The 17,610-nt window shown below is 37.3% G+C and carries 18 protein-coding genes and 1 riboswitch; of the genes, 9 read left to right on the top strand and 9 right to left on the bottom strand.

Annotation, left to right across the window (positions count from 1 at the left end; translation table 11 throughout):
* Positions 1–15: 15 nt before the first annotated feature.
* The 6 genes from thiS to ACWNCI_RS15815 form a co-directional block, all read right to left on the bottom strand.
* Positions 16–222, bottom strand: a complete 207-nt coding sequence (thiS, locus tag ACWNCI_RS15840; protein WP_449389036.1) for a sulfur carrier protein ThiS — start codon at positions 220–222, stop codon at positions 16–18.
* A 57-nt stretch (positions 223–279) separates the two neighbouring features.
* A riboswitch (TPP riboswitch) is annotated at positions 280–379 on the bottom strand.
* Positions 380–481: 102 nt separating this feature from the next.
* Positions 482–1,339, bottom strand: a complete 858-nt coding sequence (locus ACWNCI_RS15835; protein WP_449389035.1) for a hypothetical protein — start codon at positions 1,337–1,339, stop codon at positions 482–484.
* Positions 1,340–1,352: 13 nt separating this feature from the next.
* Complete coding sequence (locus ACWNCI_RS15830) at positions 1,353–2,033, bottom strand: RluA family pseudouridine synthase (RefSeq protein ID WP_449389504.1); 681 nt, start codon at positions 2,031–2,033, stop codon at positions 1,353–1,355.
* Positions 2,034–2,357, bottom strand: a complete 324-nt coding sequence (locus ACWNCI_RS15825; RefSeq protein WP_346983447.1) for a hypothetical protein — start codon at positions 2,355–2,357, stop codon at positions 2,034–2,036.
* Between the two features lie 17 nt (positions 2,358–2,374).
* Positions 2,375–3,190 (bottom strand): 3-methyl-2-oxobutanoate hydroxymethyltransferase, encoded by an 816-nt coding sequence (gene panB, locus ACWNCI_RS15820; protein WP_449389034.1) that lies wholly within the window; start codon positions 3,188–3,190, stop codon positions 2,375–2,377.
* A gap of 61 nt (positions 3,191–3,251) precedes the next feature.
* Complete coding sequence (locus ACWNCI_RS15815) at positions 3,252–3,965, bottom strand: Crp/Fnr family transcriptional regulator (RefSeq protein ID WP_042720418.1); 714 nt, start codon at positions 3,963–3,965, stop codon at positions 3,252–3,254.
* Positions 3,966–4,054: 89 nt separating this feature from the next.
* On the opposite strand from ACWNCI_RS15815, the gene ACWNCI_RS15810 reads away from it, so the two are divergent.
* From ACWNCI_RS15810 to ACWNCI_RS15770, 9 genes are all read left to right on the top strand, one after another.
* The gene (locus tag ACWNCI_RS15810; RefSeq protein ID WP_449389033.1) at positions 4,055–6,430 is read left to right on the top strand and encodes a heavy metal translocating P-type ATPase; all 2,376 of its coding nucleotides are present in this window, start codon (positions 4,055–4,057) and stop codon (positions 6,428–6,430) included.
* 109 nt (positions 6,431–6,539) lie between these two features.
* Positions 6,540–6,761 carry a cbb3-type cytochrome oxidase assembly protein CcoS gene (gene ccoS / locus ACWNCI_RS15805; RefSeq protein ID WP_346983449.1) on the top strand — a complete coding sequence of 74 codons (222 nt, stop codon included), beginning with the start codon at positions 6,540–6,542 and terminating at the stop codon, positions 6,759–6,761.
* Between the two features lie 5 nt (positions 6,762–6,766).
* A complete protein-coding gene (gene ccoN / locus ACWNCI_RS15800) occupies positions 6,767–9,025 on the top strand; it encodes a cytochrome-c oxidase, cbb3-type subunit I (protein WP_346983450.1) in 2,259 nt (752 codons plus the stop codon).
* An 18-nt stretch (positions 9,026–9,043) separates the two neighbouring features.
* Positions 9,044–9,244, top strand: a complete 201-nt coding sequence (locus tag ACWNCI_RS15795) for a cbb3-type cytochrome oxidase subunit 3 (RefSeq protein ID WP_042720415.1) — start codon at positions 9,044–9,046, stop codon at positions 9,242–9,244.
* Between the two features lie 10 nt (positions 9,245–9,254).
* A complete protein-coding gene (locus ACWNCI_RS15790) occupies positions 9,255–10,136 on the top strand; it encodes a cbb3-type cytochrome c oxidase N-terminal domain-containing protein (RefSeq protein ID WP_449389032.1) in 882 nt (293 codons plus the stop codon).
* A gap of 99 nt (positions 10,137–10,235) precedes the next feature.
* Entirely contained in the window at positions 10,236–11,690 is a 1,455-nt protein-coding gene (gene ccoG, locus ACWNCI_RS15785; protein ID WP_346983452.1) for a cytochrome c oxidase accessory protein CcoG, read from the top strand.
* Between the two features lie 74 nt (positions 11,691–11,764).
* On the top strand, positions 11,765–12,217 hold the full coding sequence (locus ACWNCI_RS15780) for a FixH family protein (RefSeq protein WP_346983453.1): 453 nt from the start codon (positions 11,765–11,767) through the stop codon (positions 12,215–12,217).
* Positions 12,208–12,975, top strand: coding sequence for a sulfite exporter TauE/SafE family protein (locus tag ACWNCI_RS15775; RefSeq protein ID WP_449389031.1), 768 nt, complete (start codon positions 12,208–12,210; stop codon positions 12,973–12,975). The genes ACWNCI_RS15780 and ACWNCI_RS15775 overlap by 10 nt, the downstream gene beginning before the upstream one ends.
* A gap of 426 nt (positions 12,976–13,401) precedes the next feature.
* Entirely contained in the window at positions 13,402–14,346 is a 945-nt protein-coding gene (locus tag ACWNCI_RS15770) for a T9SS type A sorting domain-containing protein (RefSeq protein ID WP_449389030.1), read from the top strand.
* A gap of 98 nt (positions 14,347–14,444) precedes the next feature.
* Here ACWNCI_RS15770 and serS read toward each other — a convergent pair whose 3' ends face one another.
* The 3 genes from serS to ACWNCI_RS15755 form a co-directional block, all read right to left on the bottom strand.
* On the bottom strand, positions 14,445–15,713 hold the full coding sequence (serS, locus tag ACWNCI_RS15765) for a serine--tRNA ligase (RefSeq protein WP_449389029.1): 1,269 nt from the start codon (positions 15,711–15,713) through the stop codon (positions 14,445–14,447).
* 66 nt (positions 15,714–15,779) lie between these two features.
* Positions 15,780–16,283, bottom strand: coding sequence for a hypothetical protein (locus tag ACWNCI_RS15760; protein ID WP_449389028.1), 504 nt, complete (start codon positions 16,281–16,283; stop codon positions 15,780–15,782).
* A 72-nt stretch (positions 16,284–16,355) separates the two neighbouring features.
* Positions 16,356–17,609 (bottom strand): lipopolysaccharide biosynthesis protein, encoded by a 1,254-nt coding sequence (locus ACWNCI_RS15755; protein WP_449389027.1) that lies wholly within the window; start codon positions 17,607–17,609, stop codon positions 16,356–16,358.
* Between the last annotated feature and the right edge of the window lies 1 nt (position 17,610).

The raw sequence follows: 17,610 nt of genomic DNA, 5'->3' as shown, positions 1-17,610 counted from the left end.
TGTTTTTATGTGGAATTAACCGCCCTGAGTGGCCGTGATAATTAAGATTGAATCTTTGTCGTTGAGTAATGTTTCCGCCCAGAATGACTGCGGAATAATACGATTGTTGAGTGCTACGGCAATACCCTTTCGCTTTTGAGGAATTTCCATAGCCAATAATGCTTCCAGTGTTTCTGGAAGTATATCGAATGTTCTTAATGTGTGGTTGATTATGAGTTCCATTCCTAAATTTTTATATATACTTTAGGAATGTCCATGATGGTACAATAGAATGTACCGCAAAGTCATTTCACTTTTCCCTACGCTAGTATGATCTAGAAATCAGGTTCAAAGGGTAAAATCTCAGCCTGTTTGTAAACAGACACCCCTAAAGTTGAGACGAAGGTAGAGATTTTTTTGGAACGGGCAAAATTGATTTTAATTTAAAATAAAAAAAAGACTGTTTTATTTAAAGACAGTCTTATATTTTTAGTATTATAAATTATTGTGAAAGTTTTAAGTTTCCACTGGTGTCATATTGATTAATCCATGATCCTGTGTAAGTAGTTTTCCATATATTATTGTTATAATCAAACTCTTTAATTACATTCTTCTGAGGATTATTTTTAGATAAGGAAAGGTAAAAATAGTCATCCAGTATTCCTAATTTTGAAAATGGATTGGGCTTTGTATCAAAGTTACCAAACTCCACTATTTTAAACGTTTGAAAATTAATATAATTTCGTTGATATATTTTTTCGGCGAGTATTAAGTTATCATTATTATAAGTAAATTTCTCTAAGTATGTCAATATGAAATCACTTGGGTCTGTAGGATCATAAGGACGATTAGGAAACTCAGTTAAAATATCTTCCAGTTTTCCATTATTATCATAATGGTAAGTAAGATGTTCTTCATATTCATATGCAAAAGGTGAAGGAATGATTCTTTTAAAAATTCTGCCCTGACCATCAAGCTCAACTTTTCTTTCGTTCAAATATATATTTCCTTCAGAAGGATTAAAACTATAATCTCCTAAAGTTACTAAATTCCCATTGTACGTAATATCTGTATAAAACAAGTTTGAATATGTATAAATTAGCCCAGAACCAGGAGCCGCATTTATTTTTACACCGACCCTTCTACTCACTCTTCCCTGAGAATCATATTCGATATGATAATTGGGGTCTGGTGCTGATGTGGGTGGATAATAAAGGCTGGGATATGTCCAAGATATTTTATTGGGGCTTACTACAACCGTTTGCAGTAATTCATCAGATTGATTTTCATTATCGTTATCAGAACAATATGTAATTGTAAATAGAACTAGCGTTGAAAATAAAATTAACTTAAGTTTCATTAAATATTAGTTTTTAAATCTCACAAGCTCTCCATATCGCATCATTCTGCGGAACAGGAGCGATAATCTCTATATTTTCTTTGGTAACCGGATGAATAAATTCCAACTTTCTGGCGTGGAGATTGATTCCTCCGTCTGGATTTGAACGAGGTGAACCGTATTTCAAATCACCTTTAATCGGGACACCGGCTTTCGATAACTGAGCCCTGATCTGGTGGTGTCTTCCGGTTTCCAGATCTATTTCCAGTAAGAGGTAATTATCTAAGGTTTTAATAACATTATACGTAAGAATAGCTTCTTTTGCGCCGTCAGTTGCTTTTGGGAAAACAATAGCCTTATTATTTTTTTCGTTTTTCTTTAAATAATGAATCAGCCTTTGAGTATGTGGAATCATTTCTTTTGCCACAACAGCCCAATATGTTTTTGTGATTTCACGGTTTTTAACCATTTGCGTCAAACGGGTCAGAGCTTTGGAAGTTTTAGCATAAATTACCAACCCTGAAGTTGGCCTGTCGATGCGGTGAACCAAACCAAGAAAAACATTCCCCGGTTTATTGTCCCGTTTTTTTATGAAGTTTTTAATGGAATCCAGTAACGATTCGTCACCGGTTTTATCACCCTGAACAAGTTGCCCGACCTTTTTATTAATCACTAAAAGATGGTTATCTTCATAAACAATCTGCTCCTCCATGATCTACTGACGGTAAGTGGGTCTGTTTGTAAATGAAAGGATAATACCCGCCAAAAGGCCTATTGTTTTTATTCCTGAAATCTTCCATTCTATAGGAAATAATGCCCCCACAATGCATAATGCAGCAGCACCGTACATGGCGTACATAAAATTTTTATTATTTAAAAAAGGAGCCTGCAGGAAAAAACTGATCCCGATCAACACATAAAAAACTTTTCTTGAAAGTAGCAGATTGATATCTTCGGAAAAGAAATTGAACCACCCTGCTGCAAGACAAAGCAATGCAACGACTGATAAAATTCCCTGAATAGATTGTTGATTTTTCATTAATGAGTATAAGAATATTAATAACTTTCGCTTTCGTTAGGAAAATCCTGACCTTTTACATCTTTTACATATTGAGCAACAGCTCCGGTGATCTCGGTATAAAGATCAAGGTATCTTCTTAAAAATTTGGGGCTGAACCCTTTGTTCATTCCTACCATATCGTGGTACACCAAAACCTGCCCGTCACAGTGCGCGCCAGCTCCGATTCCAATAGTTGGGATGGAAATAGATTCCGTTACTTTTTTAGCCAGATCTGCCGGGATTTTCTCTAAAACAACAGCAAAACAGCCCAGTTCTTCTAAAAGTTGTGCATCTGCAATTAGCTTTTCTGCTTCAGCTTCTTCTTTTGCGCGTACTTTATACGTTCCGAATTTGTAAATGGACTGCGGTGTTAATCCCAAATGCCCCATCACAGGAATTCCGGCGTTGATGATTTTTTTAATAGATTTTGAAATTTCCTTTCCGCCTTCAATTTTCACGGCATGAGCACCTCCTTCTTTCATCATCCTTACTGCCGATTCCAGCGCTTTTTCAGGATTACTCTGGTACGTTCCGAAAGGTAAATCGGCTACGACCAAAGCTCTGTCGGTTCCTCTGACCACACTTTGAGAATGGTAAATCATCTGGTCTAAAGTAATAGGCAGAGTAGTTTCAAAACCCGCCATTACATTAGCTGCAGAATCACCGATCAAAACCGCATCAATTCCTCCTGCATCCACCATTTTCGCAGTGGTATAATCATATGCCGTAAGCATCGTTATTTTTTCCTTGTCAAATTTCATTTTGCGCAAGGTTTCAGTGGTAACTTTCTTAATTTCAGAATGAACAGACATAATTGTATCTATTTTAAACGTTAAAAAGTCGGCGCTGGGCCGACTTGAAGTTTGTATGATTTTATAAAACTACGTGACCTAGTTTCATTAATTTGTCGTGGTTGAGAATTTTGATATTTCTTCCGTCTACTTCAATGAGATTATCTCCCTTAAATTCGGAAATGAGACGGATAGCGCTTTCCGTTGCCGTCCCGATGATGTTGGCAATCTCTTCTCTCGTTAAAGAGATTTTGATGAACCCTTCCGGATCGACCCCTAATTTCTGTTCCAAAAGCAACAGGATTTCCGCGAGTCTTTCTCTTACTGTTTTCTGCGCAAGGAAAGTAATGGTATTGGAAGATTCTCCCAATTCATAAGAAATTTTCTGAAGCATTACAAAAGATAATTGAGGATCTACTTCAAGAAGATACATGAATACATCCGCCGGCAGAAAAGTCGCCTCGATGTCAGTCATGGCTTCAGCCTTTGCCTGGAAATTTTCTCCGCAAAGTAAAGAACGGTAACCGATGATATCACCTTCTTTGATAAATCTTAAGATCTGGTCTTTCCCAAACGCCCCGGATTTTGAAAGCTTTGCAGCCCCTTTTTCAAGAACGAATACTCCTTTTGGACTTTCGCCGTCTTCAAAAATCGTATCATGCTTCTGGAAGCTCAGTTTCTTTTTAGCATTGATGTATTTTTCAAAATCAGAACTGGAAAGTCTTTCCTTAAATGATTTATCATTAAAAACTCTGGCGAACCTGTCTTCGATTGCAATCTGTTGTTCCTGCGACATTTTATATGACATTTATCACAAAAATAGAACTTTTTAACTCGATAAACAAAAAAAATTGTTATAATTTTGTAGTTCAATAATTTATGGAGGTGAGCGAAAACTGTTTTCATTGTGGTCAAGGTATCGAAAAAGAAAGAATTTTATTTGATGAGAAGACTTTCTGTTGCAACGGATGCAAATCGGTCTATGAAATACTGAACACCAATAATTTAAGTAACTTTTACGAACTAAACAAGCGGGCCGGAATCCGTCCGGACGAAAGCTTATCACAATTTGATTATCTTGATACTCCCGAAATTTTTGAGAAAGTAACAGACTTCTCCGAAGGAAACACCAGCCTGGTAACTTTCAAAATTCCAGTAATCCATTGCTCTTCATGCATTTGGTTATTGGAAAGTTTACATACTTTAAACAAAAATATTAATTATTCCCAAGTTAATTTTACCAGAAAGACTTTACAGATCTCATTCAATCATAATGATTTAAAATTAAGTGAATTAGCCAATTTTCTTACCAATTTAGGCTACAAACCCGTGATCAGTCTTGAGACAGCAGATAAAAACGTTGAACATCTAGACAAGTCTTTATTGGTGAAATTTGCGATCGCAGCTTTTGCTTTCGGAAACGGAATGTTCCTGGCTTTCCCAGAATATATCGGCGGCGAAGATTACTGGATGGAACATTACAAAGGACTCTTCCGGGCTTTGATGTGTCTGCTCGCTATTCCTGTTGTCGTTTATTCGGCTTCGGATTATTACAAATCAGCGTGGTATGGTTTAAAAAATAAGATCGTAAATATTGACGTTCCTATCGTTTTAGGGATCATTGTCCTTTTCGGACGCAGCCTTTATGAGGTTGCTACAGATTACGGACCCGGCTATTTCGATACATTATGCGGACTTCTGTTCTTTATGCTTTTAGGTAAAATTTTCCAGAAGAGAACCTATAATGCCCTGTCGTACGACAGGGATTACAAGTCTTTTTATCCTATTGCGGTTACAAAGGTTGATTTTGAAGGAAAACAGGATAATATTCTCCTTTCGGAAATTAAAATAGGTGACCGTATTTTAGTGAGAAACCAGGAAATCATTCCGGTTGATGCCATTCTGATTAATGGTGAAGGAAATATAGACAACAGCTTTATTACCGGTGAAAGCGCCACAATCAGCAAACAGCCCGGTGATAAGATCTTTGCAGGCGGAAAACAGATCGGATCTTCTCTTGAACTGGAAGTTATTAAGAACGTTGACCAAAGTTATTTAACCCAGCTTTGGAATAAAGAAGCCTTTAAAAAACACGAGACAGGACTCGACACCTTAACGAACAACGTCAGTAAATATTTCACATTCATTATTTTAGGCATTGCTCTGATTTCAGGAATTTACTGGTATTTTATTGATTTAGATAAAATGTTTCAGGTCATTTCCGCTATCTTAATCATTGCTTGTCCATGCGCGCTTGCACTGTCGGCACCTTTCACTTTCGGTCACATTATGAGGATTTTAGGACGAAATAAATTCTACGTAAAAGATACTTTAACCATAGAAAAAATTGCCAAACTGGACACTATTGTTTTCGATAAGACAGGAACGATTACTCACAGAAAAAAATCGAATATCAAATACGAGGGATCAGAGATCAAAGAGTTTGATTTACTGAATATTAAAGCTTTATTAAAGAACTCTAATCACCCGCTTTCAAAATCCCTCTACGATTTTATCGAATTAAATGACGATTACTATCCTGTTGAAAAATTCCAGGAAATTTCCGGAAAAGGTTACGAGGCAAGCGTAAGAGGAAATATCTATAAAATCGGTTCTGCAAAATATAACAATCAGGAATCCAAAAATCTTGAGACTGCAGTCTATATCAGCAAAAACAATGAGTTTTTAGGGAAATTTATTTTTAAAAATGAATACCGCGAAAATCTTAAAAATTTGTTTAAAAAGCTTACCGACTACAACGTTTTCATATTAAGTGGTGACAATTCTTCAGAAGAAAATCAGCTTAAGGAACTAATTCCCGCATACAAAGGCATGGCATTTAACCAAAATCCGGAAGACAAACTGAATTATATCAAAAACCTTCAGGATCAAAACTTTAAAGTAGCAATGTTAGGAGACGGATTAAATGACGCCGGAGCTTTGAAGCAAAGTAACGTAGGTATAGCAATTGCGGACGACACCAACAGCTTCACCCCTTCTTCTGACGTCATCATGAATGGCGAAAAAGTGGTACACCTTGACAAATACCTGAATGTATGCAAAGGCTCCATGACGATTGTGAAAATGACATTTATAATCAGTTTTCTTTACAATGTTGTAGGTTTAAGTTACGCAGTTACAGGACACATGCACCCCCTTTTCGCAGCTTTGATCATGCCGGCAAGTTCTATCACGGTTGTTTCATTCACAACACTTTCGACCTGGATCCTGGGAAGAAAATATTTCAAAAATCACGCGTAAACGCCCTTATTTAGACTGATTTTAAATTAGCGGAACGCCGTATTTCGTGACGAATGTCATTATTTTTCACTAAATTTGAACCCCGAAAATAGGTTAATTTTGTTGTCTAATGGATATTCTATATTTAATGATCCTGTGCAGCGTTTCTTTGGCTGCCGTTTTCCTGGTCGTGTTTATAGTGTACGCCAGAAAAGGACAGTTTGAAGATGACGAATCTCCGGCTGTAAGAATTCTTTTTGACTCTGATGAAATCAGGGAAAAAGAAGAACCTGGCAACAAAGAAGACGATGAAAAAGGAGAAAGTAAAAAAATTGAAGAAAAAAGTGAATAGTTGATATGGAAACACAAAAGTTTAGTTATGACAACAGTATTGTCCGGGCATTCCTTTATGCGACCGTAGTTTTCGGGATCATAGGGTTCTTGTTTGGGCTTACAGCTGCATTAATGCTTTTCTACCCTGAGCTTCCGGAATTCTTTTTCGGAACGGATGATACAACCATTAATAGTTTAGGTGGTGGTATACAGGGCTTGATAAACACACATGGTGCATTTGGATTCGGAAGAATCAGGATGCTGCACACAAGCACCGTTATTTTTGCATTCGTAATGAATGTCGTATATGTAGGAGTATATTACTCTCTACAACGACTGTTGAAAACGAGAATGTACAGTGACACCTTGTCATGGATCCATTTCTGGACATGGCAGATCATGATCTTAGTGACTTATGTTACATTCTTTATGGGAATTAACACTTCTAAAGAATACGCAGAACACGAATGGCCAATTGATATTTTAATTACCATTTCATGGGTAATCTTCGGGGCAAATATGTTCCTAACCATTGCTAAAAGAAGAGTAAGACATTTATATGTAGCGATCTGGTTTTACATCGGAACCTGGATTGCTGTAGCAATGCTTCATATTTTCAATAACCTTGAGGTTCCTTTATCTTTCACAGGCTGGAAATCTTATTCAGCGTACGCGGGAGTAAAAGACGCTATCGTTCAGTGGTGGTACGGTCACAATGCGGTTGCATTCGTACTGACAACTCCGGTTTTAGGATTGATGTATTATTTCTTACCAAAAGCTGCTGACAGACCGGTTTTCTCTTATAAACTGTCTATTATTCACTTCTGGTCATTAATTTTCGTTTATATCTGGGCTGGTCCTCACCACCTTCAATATACTGCTTTACCTGCTTGGGCACAGGCAGTAGGAACAGGTTTCTCTATCATGCTTATCGCACCATCTTGGGGAGGTATGTTGAATGGTCTTTTGACACTAAGAGGGGCTTGGGATAAAGTAAGAGAAAATCCGATATTAAAATTCTTCGTTGTAGCCGTTACTTGTTATGGTATGGCAACATTTGAAGGGCCACTTTTGGCAACTAAAAATATTAACAAAATCGGTCACTTTACAGACTGGGTAATCGGTCACGTACACTTAGGAGCTTTGGGATGGAATGGTTTCATGGCATTCGGTGTTATTTACTATCTGATCCCGATCATGTGGAGAACGAAATTATACTCAACGAAGCTTGCTAACTGGCATTTCTGGTTGGGGACATTAGGAATTATTTTCTATGCAGTTCCAATGTATATTTCAGGTTTCACACAAGGATTAATGTGGAAACAGTTCAACCCGGACGGAACCTTGGTTTGGAAAAACTGGCTGGATACGGTAACGGCAATTATCCCTTACTTTAAAATGAGATTCTTCGGAGGATTATTATACCTTTCAGGAGCTCTTTTAATGGTGGTAAACCTTATTGCTACAGTAAGAAAAGGATCATTCCAGAAAGATGTTCCTGCAGAAGCTCCGGCTTTGGCAAACATTAATGCAAAACGTAAAGAAGGAGAAGGAACTCACCTTTGGCTGGAAAGAACTCCTGTATTGATGGGTATTCTATCCTTGTTGACGATCTCAATCGGTAGTATGGTGGAAATTATTCCTACATTATCCCTTAAGAAAAGTGTACCAACTATCTCAGCAGTAAAACCTTATTCTCCGCTGGAACTGGAAGGTAGGGATATTTATATCAGAGAAGGATGTAATGCATGTCACTCACAGATGGTAAGACCATTCAGAGATGAGATTGTAAGGTTCAACGGTAAAAACGGACAGTATTCCAAAGCCGGAGAATTCGTATATGACAGACCGTTCCTTTGGGGATCAAAAAGAACAGGGCCGGATTTGCACAGAGAAGGTGGTAAAAACCCAAGTTCTTGGCACTACAAACATATGTACAACCCAAGATCTACCTCTGCAGGTTCTATCATGCCTCGTTATCCTTGGCTGATCGCCACCAACTTAGACAGATCTAAAATGGTTGATAAAATGAAGCTGATGAAGAGTGCATTTGAAGTACCTTACACTAAGTCAGAAATTGATTCTGCCAATTCATGGGCAGACAACCAGGCTTCTAAAATTGTAAGAGATATATTCTCAGAAGCAGCCGATCTTAAAGACGCTTACGCAAAAAGACCTAAAGGAGAATTGGAGAAAAAAGAGATTGTAGCTCTTATCTCGTACCTTCAGAGGTTAGGAACGGATATCAAAACAACTGAAATTAAAACAGCAAGTAATAACTAACATTAAAACGTTCCCATCATGATACCTCAGAACTTTAAAGACATATTATCCAATACCGATAACGCTGGTTTTTACCAGACTCTGGCTCTGATTTTCTTTATGCTGTTCTTCGTAGCTCTGGTAATCTATGTTTTTAGCAAGCCTAAAAAATATTATAAAGAAGAAGAAGAAGCTCCTCTGAGTGACGATCAGGATGATGATTTTAATTTAAAAAATTAATCTATTTATTATGAAACAAAGAACACCGGTTTTTATAAACATCTTAATCATAATCGGACTTTTAATAGTTTTTTATTATCTGTTTGTACAAAGCTATGAGTTCCTGGGTTCACCTTATTTCTGGGGAACTGTAATCATTGCTGGTATTTTAGCATACATTCACAATGCTATCGGAGATCTTATTGAGAACAATAAATTCAAAAGATTATCTCCTGAAGAGAAAGCAGCCTATCTTGCAGAGAAGAAAGTACCTTACTTTACAAGATTATATAATGCCGCATTTAAAAAACAATCTGCTGCTGAAGAGAAAGATATCCTTATTGACCATGGTTTCGACGGTATCATGGAATTGGACAATCAATTACCAAAATGGTGGTTAGGTCTATTCTACTTTGGGACTGCTTTTTGTATTGTATATGTAGCAGCATTCTCGTTTACCAATTTTGCACATCCTATCAATGAATATGAACAGGAATATAAGGAGCAGTTGGCCAGTATTGAAGAATATCAGAAAACACAGCCTCCTGTAACTATTGAAACGGCAAAATATTCGGCGGATAATATTGCAGAAGGTAAAGAACTCTTTAAAACAAACTGCGCATCTTGTCACAAGGAAGACGGTAGTGGTGGTATCGGGCCGAACCTTACAGATAATTTCTGGATCAATCAGCCTGAGAAAACATTATTCAAAAATGTATTCCATATGGACTGGAACGGTTCGCCTACCAATCCTGCGATGAGAGCTTTCGGTAAGAATGGTGAAGTATCAGGAGCTGAAATTGAAAAAATTGCAGCGTATGTGTATCATATCAACCAGGAATTACCGCCGGTGACACCTGCTCAGGGTGGTGCCGCTCCTCAGGGAACTGAAGCGCATTGGGAAAAAGAATAATTTAATTTAAAAATTAGAAACATATGAAAAAACATAATTTGTTATTACATTAAAAAATAGTAACGAATTATGTTTTTTCTTTTTTAAATATTATTACAAATGTCAGACATAGAAGAAATAGAAGCACGTGGCGGACAGGGACAGGTTCTGGACCCTGAGACTTACAGAGATTCTATAGGCACGATGGATCAGTCCGGTAAAAGGAAATGGGTATATCCCAGAAAGCCTAGAGGAAAATACACCAACTATAGATATCTTGTAAGCTGTATTTTATTATTGATTTATTTTTCGGTACCATTTATTAAAATTAATGGCAACCCTCTTATCTTGTTTAATGTAATTGATCGAGAGTTCTTCATTTTCGGACAGCCTTTCTATCCTCAGGATTTCTTCATCCTTACGCTTGGAGCTATTGCGTCTCTTATATTCATTATTGTATTTACGATTGCTTTCGGTAGAATTTTCTGCGGTTGGATATGCCCTCAGACAATTTTCCTTGAAATGATTTTCCGTAAAATAGAATATGCGATTGAAGGAGACCGAAATAAGCAGATGAAACTTGACCGTCAGGAATGGAATACAGAGAAAATCTGGAAAAGAAGCCTTAAATGGACAATCTACATTATCATTTCGCTGGTTATCACCCACTTTATGTTCATGTATATTGTGGGATATGAAGAGGTTTTAAAAATCGTTTCTGAAGGACCGTTTGCCCATCCTACAAATTTCATTGTAATGATCTTGCTTACGGCAGCATTTTACTTTGTATTTGCATGGTTCAGAGAGCAGGTTTGTACGCTGGTATGCCCTTACGGAAGATTACAGGGCGTACTGATCGATAAAGATACCGTGAATGTTTTCTACGATTTTAAAAGAGGTGAAAACAGAGCGAAATGGAGAAAAGGCGAAGACAGAAAAGCTGCCGGAAAAGGCGATTGTATAGACTGTCATCAGTGTGTGGTTGTATGCCCTACAGGAATTGACATCAGAGATGGCCAGCAGCTTGAGTGTGTCAACTGCACCGCATGTATTGATGCCTGTGATGAAGTGATGGAAAAAGTCGGTCTTCCAAAAGGCCTTATCCGATATGCTACAGAGAACGAAATAGAGAAGGAAACCAAATTCAAATTTACGGGAAGAATGAAAGGCTTTGCCTTAATTCTTGTACTCTTGACAGCCTTTCTAGGATATCTTCTTTATAACAGAGGTGAAATGGAAGCTAAGTTCATTAAACCCGCAGGAAGTACATTCTTTGTAAGAGATGGAAAAATTACCAATACCTACAATTATACTTTCCTGAATAAAACCAATGAAAAGAAAGTCGTAACTGTAAAAGTAATTGAACCGAAACACGGAGAAGTAATTTACAGTGCATCCAGCAAGATCACCGTAGACCGCGATAAGATTTCCAAAGGAACTATCAATATCAGCTTCCCGGAAAGTGAAATGAATCTTTCCAAGCAAAATATCACCATTGGGGTGTATGATATGAAAGGTAAACTGGTCGACTCTTATCAGACTTATTTTGAAGGACCATTCAAATTACAATTTTAATTTTCAGAAACCGCAGTCGATCAGGAAAAATCCCGTGTGATTGAGGTTTCTTAAACCATATATAATTCCGAGAAATGAAAAAATTCAGTTGGGGACACGGTGTTGTAATCGCATTAGCAGCTTTCATGATCTTTATTCTATCCATGTTGTTTCTCTTCCCGAACGGGCAGAAGAATTCTGAAATGGTAACTGATAATTATTATGAAGAGGAGCTGAAGTATCAGGACGTTATCGATGCCAAGAAAAGAGCCGATGAGCTGCAGGAAAAACCGGTTTACAGTCAGGATAAATCCGGGATTAAAATTACTTTCCCGAAAGATTATGACAATTCCAATACAACGGTAAAATTTGTTTTAAACAGAACCGACGATCAGAATTTAGATATACGCAAATCTGTACAGCTTGATGCCAGCAAATCTTTTTTAATTCCCGGTCAGGTACTAAAGGTGGGAAATTATACATTAAGATTAAACTGGACCAAAGACAAAACAGACTATCGAATGGATTATGATGTGATATGGAAATAGCACTGATAATATCGGCCATCGGGTTGGGGTTTGCTTCCGGCTTTCACTGTGTCGGAATGTGCGGACCAATTGCCCTGTCGATGGGACTGACCAAAAAACAGGCGACCAATTATTACCTGCAGAATCTTACTTACCAGTTCGGAAGAATTTTCACCTACTCTATTTTAGGAGCTATCCTGGGAATTATTGGTGAAGGCTTTGAGATGGCAGGAATTCAGAAATACCTTACGATTGCGGTGGGAATACTTCTGATTATTATGGCTATATTTTCTTTCGGAGGTAAAGATTTCGCTTCGAAAGTACCGTTCTTTTCACGATTTTTATTTAAGGTTAAATCAAATTTGGGAAGGTTGCTTCAGAAGGCAGATTACCGCTCACGATTCACTACCGGCCTGCTGAACGGGTTTTTACCCTGTGGCATGGTATATATGGCTTTAACGGCAAGCCTTGCCAGCGGTGGAATATGGCAGGGAGCTTTATATATGGCGCTGTTCGGTTTGGGAACGCTACCCTTCATGTTTGCAGTAGTTTTGGTTGGCAATCTTATGAGCCAGGCCTTTAGGGTGAAAGTTTTAAAAGTGATTCCTTTAGTGATGATTATTTTAGGCGGCCTGTTTATCGTAAGAGGCCTGGAATTGGGAATACCCTACATTTCCCCAAGAGCAGAAGCGATGACAATTTCTAAAGAAAATCGGGGCGACTGTCATTTGCCGGGAGATCACAGCACACACAGCCACAGCAATACAAACTGCCATTAAATTTTAAGTTAAATTTAAAATCATACAAACCCTTCGAACAATTATTCGAAGGGTTTTCAGTTTATCATTAACAATCGCATTATGCATTATCATTAAAGCTAAAGCAAATGTTTCCGGAAAGCTTCCTGCACCCTACGGTAAACTTTCCGGGAAGCCAGAAACCTTCCTGCACCCTGCAGCGAGTTTTCCGGTAACCGGGAAAGGCTGTTGCACCCTTGCGACAAACTTTCCGGAAAGCGGGAAACCTTGTCGTAACCTCGTAAGAAACTTTCCCGACAGAAGAAAAAGGGAATAATATAATTCATACGAAATATTTCTATTAAAAATTTACTAATAAAAACAAAAATGCTATAAAATAATCTCTTTAAATAGCATTTTATTATAAAATCATTTTCATACCTTTATCCTATAATAAAAACTTATAATATGTTAACAAAACTATCTATTTCTGATTTTCGAAAATCCGGATATCAATTACCATTGTATCCTTCTCGAAAAATTGCTTTTCATGCACTTACATTAAGTATGATCCTGATGTTTTCATCCATGAAATCTCAAACTACAGTTACGGTTCCTAATTTAGCCATAGCGGGAGCATTTACAGGACCATTTGCTAATTCTACCAGAACTTACCAGATGATTATTGATGATTCTCAACTAACTGCTTTATCCGGACAGTATATAACGTCGATATCATTCAGACTTCCAACTTCAGCTACCGCAGCATGGCCAATTGCTGACACTACATTTCCTGACTATCAGATTTATTTGAGTAATGGTGTGGATCCTGTCAACAGACAGCTTAACTTTTCGGCAAACGTAGTAGGAACACAAACACAGGTACGCGCTGGAAGCCTTTTAGTACCAGCAGGTTCGGTTTCCAACAATGGAAATTTCACTTTTAATATAAACTTTAACACGCCTTATTTATACACAGGTACCAACCTTGTAATAGAGGTGCGCCATACCGGAAGCAACGGGACTACAACTTCTATTGATGCTGTTGGAACAAGTACATCGGGATATGGCACTCTTTTTACCGCTTGCTGGGCCAGCACAGGCAGTGTATTACAAGGAAACTTTTCTTATGTAAAAATCAACGCAGGAAGTGTGTTAGGAGTAAAGTCAGTTGAAATAGATGGCAGCACAACGGTTTATCCTAATCCTGTAAAAGATCAGCTTTTTGTAAAATCGGCTAACGATATTGTGGAATTAAATATTTTTAATTTAGTCGGACAAAAAGTTTATTCTCAAAAAAATTCACTTAAAAATCCACAGGTTAATGTATCAAGCTTAGCAAAAGGAAATTACATTTTGCAGACGATTGATAAAACCGGAAGCTCAACTTCAACTAAATTTATTAAGGAATAATTCGGCTATTGCAAGTAATTGGAAAATTTGTAATAAATATTAAAAACAAAACCACTGCTTTAGACAGTGGTTTTGTTATTTAATTGAATAGTCTCTTCTTAATTGATCACATCAAATCTCGCATATTCAGCGATCTTCTTTGGAAGCCTGATCCCTTCTTCGGTCTGATTGTTCTCAAGCAAAGCCGCCATTATTCTTGGCAAAGCCATCGCAGAACCGTTCAACGTATGAACCAATTGAGATTTTCCGTCTGTTTTGTAACGGCATTTCAATCGGTTAGCCTGGAACGTTTCAAAATTGGAAACTGAGCTTACCTCCAGCCACATCTCCTGAGCCGCACTCCATACTTCAAAATCATAGGTCATTGCAGAAGCAAAACCGGTATCACCGCCGCAAAGTCTCAAGACTCTGTAAGGTAATTCCAGCTCACTCAAAATTTCTTTGATGTGCTCTACCATTTCTTCCAACACTGCATAAGAATTTTCAGGCTTTTCAATTCTTACAATTTCTACTTTCTCGAATTGATGAAGACGGTTAAGACCTCTTACATGAGCGCCATAACTTCCTGCTTCTCTCCTATAGCATTGGGAAAATGCTGTGTTCTTAATCGGTAAATCTTTTTCTTCAAGCAAAACATCACGATAAAGGTTTGTAACAGGCACTTCGGCTGTAGGAATCAGATAAAGATTATCTTCATTGATAAAATACATCTGGCCTTCTTTATCCGGCAGCTGGCCCGTTCCATATCCTGAAGCTTCGTTCACCACGTGAGGAGGATTCACTTCCATGTATCCTTTCTCAACGTTTTTATCGAGGAAATACTGAACCAAAGCTCTCTGCAGTCTCGCTCCTTTTCCAAGATAAACAGGGAAACCTGCTCCTGCAATTTTTACCCCTAATTCAAAATCAATAAGGTTGTATTTTTTTGCCAGTTCCCAATGAGGAATTGCTCCATCCCCAAGACCTTCTACATCATGAGACTGATAGATAATTTCGTTATCATCCGCAGAAGCTCCTCTTTTTACCTTCTCGTGAGGAATATTCGGAAGCTGATATAGAATATTAATAAGTTCTTTTTCTTTTACATCTAATTGGGATTTCAATTCTGATGTCGACTCTTTAAGCTGTGCAGTTTTAGATTTTGCAGATTCGGCTTCTTCTCTTTTTCCTTCTTTCATCAGAAGCCCGATTTCTTTGGAAATTTTGTTGCTCTCAGAAAGCTGGGAATCCAATTCAAACTGAATTCTTTTTCTTTCGTCGTCAGTAGCAATAGCCTCGTCTACCAACTCAAGATTCCTGAATTGTCTTTTTTTAAGACCTTCTAAAACGCGCTCTTTGTTGTCGCGCAAAAAATTGACTTGTAACATTTTATTTAGATGTTAGTTATTAGAATGTTGAACATCAGAATGTCAACAGTTTTGCAAATGTATAAATTATTTTACGATTGTAACTACATTCGGGGAACCCTCCTGTTTTGAGAATCTTAAAGTATCGTTATAATACACTTTCGAGACTTCAAATACCGAAGGAGTCATTCTGTATTCGATCTTCAGATCTTCGTTGATCGTGTCCAGAATAGTATTGTTTAACCTCTTGATGAGAGAAACGGTAATCCGGGATTGGTATGTTTTGTTTTCAGCATTTAAAGTATCAATGCCTACTCTTTTTGCTCCGGCAATATATTCTATAAAAAGTGTAGAGTCTGTAGTTGCTTTCAAAGTGCTGCTTACGGGTGCAAGATCTGCCACTCCGTTTACATCATTAAATGAATAGGTAAAATAGGTGAGGTCTTTCTTTTGATGGAAAAGATCTCGCCCTGCTTTGTTTTTCATATAAATATTTAAGATCTGGTCAACTCTCTGCAACTCATCATCACCTGTACTGCAGCTCTGAAAGGCAAAAAAAACAACCAAAACTCCGAAAAAAATATTCTTCATGTTCAGCAAAGATAAAAACTTATTTTTAATTTTTCTTCTGATTTATTTTGAGATTCAGGATTATTGAACACATTATTTTCTCAGAACTTTTCTCCATAAAAGATTAATCTCTGTTCTGGAAAGAATAAAATCCTGCACACGAAATTCTGTGATCTGATAAAACCGCCAGAACAGCAATCCTGATGACAGGCAATAGGAAATAGAACTCACCATACAAGCTCCGTGAATTCCCCATCTCGGTATGATATAAAATGAAGAAATGATGGTAAAAATAAGCCCGATCAGTGATTTTACATTTAATATTCTTAGTTTATTGATTCCTGCAAAATAATATCCGATGATATTGCTTACGGCAATAGCCAGTATTCCGGGAGAAAGAAACAGAACAATTTCTTTGGTCTGGCTAAAATCTTTTCCAAAAATAAAAGCATACATATCCGCAGGAATCAGCAACATGATGAGAATAAATAATAAAGTAATCAGAAAGCCGATACGCAGCGAGATCTTCGTTTTTTCAATAGCATCGTTGGAATTGGTATTATTGACCACATCTGCATAAAGCACGACAGAAAGGCTGCGGCTAACGGTCCATATCGCTTCGGAAAAAGCAATTCCGACGGAAAATATACCGACACTTACTATTCCTTTAAAATATTCAAGGAAATAAAATGATAATCTGTTGTTCAGAAATTGCAGAAATGCGCTGAGCTGTGTTTTCCAACCATAATTGAACAGTTGTTTCCCAATTTTTTTAGGAAAGGAAAATGTATTGAAATGCACATGCCTGGTAACCTGAACGGTGCTGATGATAAACAACAAAGCAAAACAGCTTATCTGAGCAATGAAATAAGCATTAACGGAAGTAATTTTAATGACATAAACAATGATTATAATAAATAAAATATGAACAACCTGCTGTAGAATCGTATATAAATTGAACATTCTGATATTCTGCTGCCCGACAAACAGATTTATATTGGCGGTCAGAAGTGAAGACATGACGCAGAGCGAAATAAGGTAATAAGAATATTCTGCATTGTGACTGAAACTGAAAAGAACAGGAATAAAAACCCCCGTAAGAATTGCCCAAATATATGCGAAAGGCAGTATCTCCTCTATTTTGAATTTTTTTGCGAAATAGCTCATACTGCTTCCCACAAAAATATTCCCAAAAAAACTGATGATTGTAAGGTCTGCAATAATAATCGATATTTCCCCTTTCCCACCGCTTCCCCACATGTTGGTAGAATAGATTACCAGTCCGAAATTTAATATCAGAATTAAAAATCTTGAAACAAAAGTTTTTAAAATTGTGTTTTGCTTCATG

The sequence above is a fragment of the Chryseobacterium lineare genome, from assembly GCF_977014045.1.
The sequence above is the reverse complement of the archived record's forward strand: the minus strand, read 5'-3'. Positions and strand labels throughout refer to the sequence as shown.

What these genes read in the sequence shown, in the direction of transcription:
- ACWNCI_RS15760 (WP_449389028.1), bottom strand. Translation starts at nt 16,283, where the DNA reads ATGAAGAATATTTTTTTCGGAGTTTTGGTTGTTTTTTTTGCCTTTCAG.
- ACWNCI_RS15815 (WP_042720418.1), bottom strand. Translation starts at nt 3,965, where the DNA reads ATGTCGCAGGAACAACAGATTGCAATCGAAGACAGGTTCGCCAGAGTT.
- panB (WP_449389034.1), bottom strand. Translation starts at nt 3,190, where the DNA reads ATGTCTGTTCATTCTGAAATTAAGAAAGTTACCACTGAAACCTTGCGC.
- serS (WP_449389029.1), bottom strand. Translation starts at nt 15,713, where the DNA reads ATGTTACAAGTCAATTTTTTGCGCGACAACAAAGAGCGCGTTTTAGAA.
- ACWNCI_RS15780 (WP_346983453.1), top strand. Translation starts at nt 11,765, where the DNA reads ATGAAAAAATTCAGTTGGGGACACGGTGTTGTAATCGCATTAGCAGCT.
- ACWNCI_RS15755 (WP_449389027.1), bottom strand. Translation starts at nt 17,609, where the DNA reads ATGAAGCAAAACACAATTTTAAAAACTTTTGTTTCAAGATTTTTAATT.
- ACWNCI_RS15790 (WP_449389032.1), top strand. Translation starts at nt 9,255, where the DNA reads ATGAAACAAAGAACACCGGTTTTTATAAACATCTTAATCATAATCGGA.
- ccoN (WP_346983450.1), top strand. Translation starts at nt 6,767, where the DNA reads ATGGAAACACAAAAGTTTAGTTATGACAACAGTATTGTCCGGGCATTC.
- ACWNCI_RS15825 (WP_346983447.1), bottom strand. Translation starts at nt 2,357, where the DNA reads ATGAAAAATCAACAATCTATTCAGGGAATTTTATCAGTCGTTGCATTG.
- ACWNCI_RS15795 (WP_042720415.1), top strand. Translation starts at nt 9,044, where the DNA reads ATGATACCTCAGAACTTTAAAGACATATTATCCAATACCGATAACGCT.
- ccoG (WP_346983452.1), top strand. Translation starts at nt 10,236, where the DNA reads ATGTCAGACATAGAAGAAATAGAAGCACGTGGCGGACAGGGACAGGTT.
- ACWNCI_RS15835 (WP_449389035.1), bottom strand. Translation starts at nt 1,339, where the DNA reads ATGAAACTTAAGTTAATTTTATTTTCAACGCTAGTTCTATTTACAATT.
- ccoS (WP_346983449.1), top strand. Translation starts at nt 6,540, where the DNA reads ATGGATATTCTATATTTAATGATCCTGTGCAGCGTTTCTTTGGCTGCC.
- thiS (WP_449389036.1), bottom strand. Translation starts at nt 222, where the DNA reads ATGGAACTCATAATCAACCACACATTAAGAACATTCGATATACTTCCA.
- ACWNCI_RS15770 (WP_449389030.1), top strand. Translation starts at nt 13,402, where the DNA reads ATGTTAACAAAACTATCTATTTCTGATTTTCGAAAATCCGGATATCAA.
- ACWNCI_RS15775 (WP_449389031.1), top strand. Translation starts at nt 12,208, where the DNA reads ATGGAAATAGCACTGATAATATCGGCCATCGGGTTGGGGTTTGCTTCC.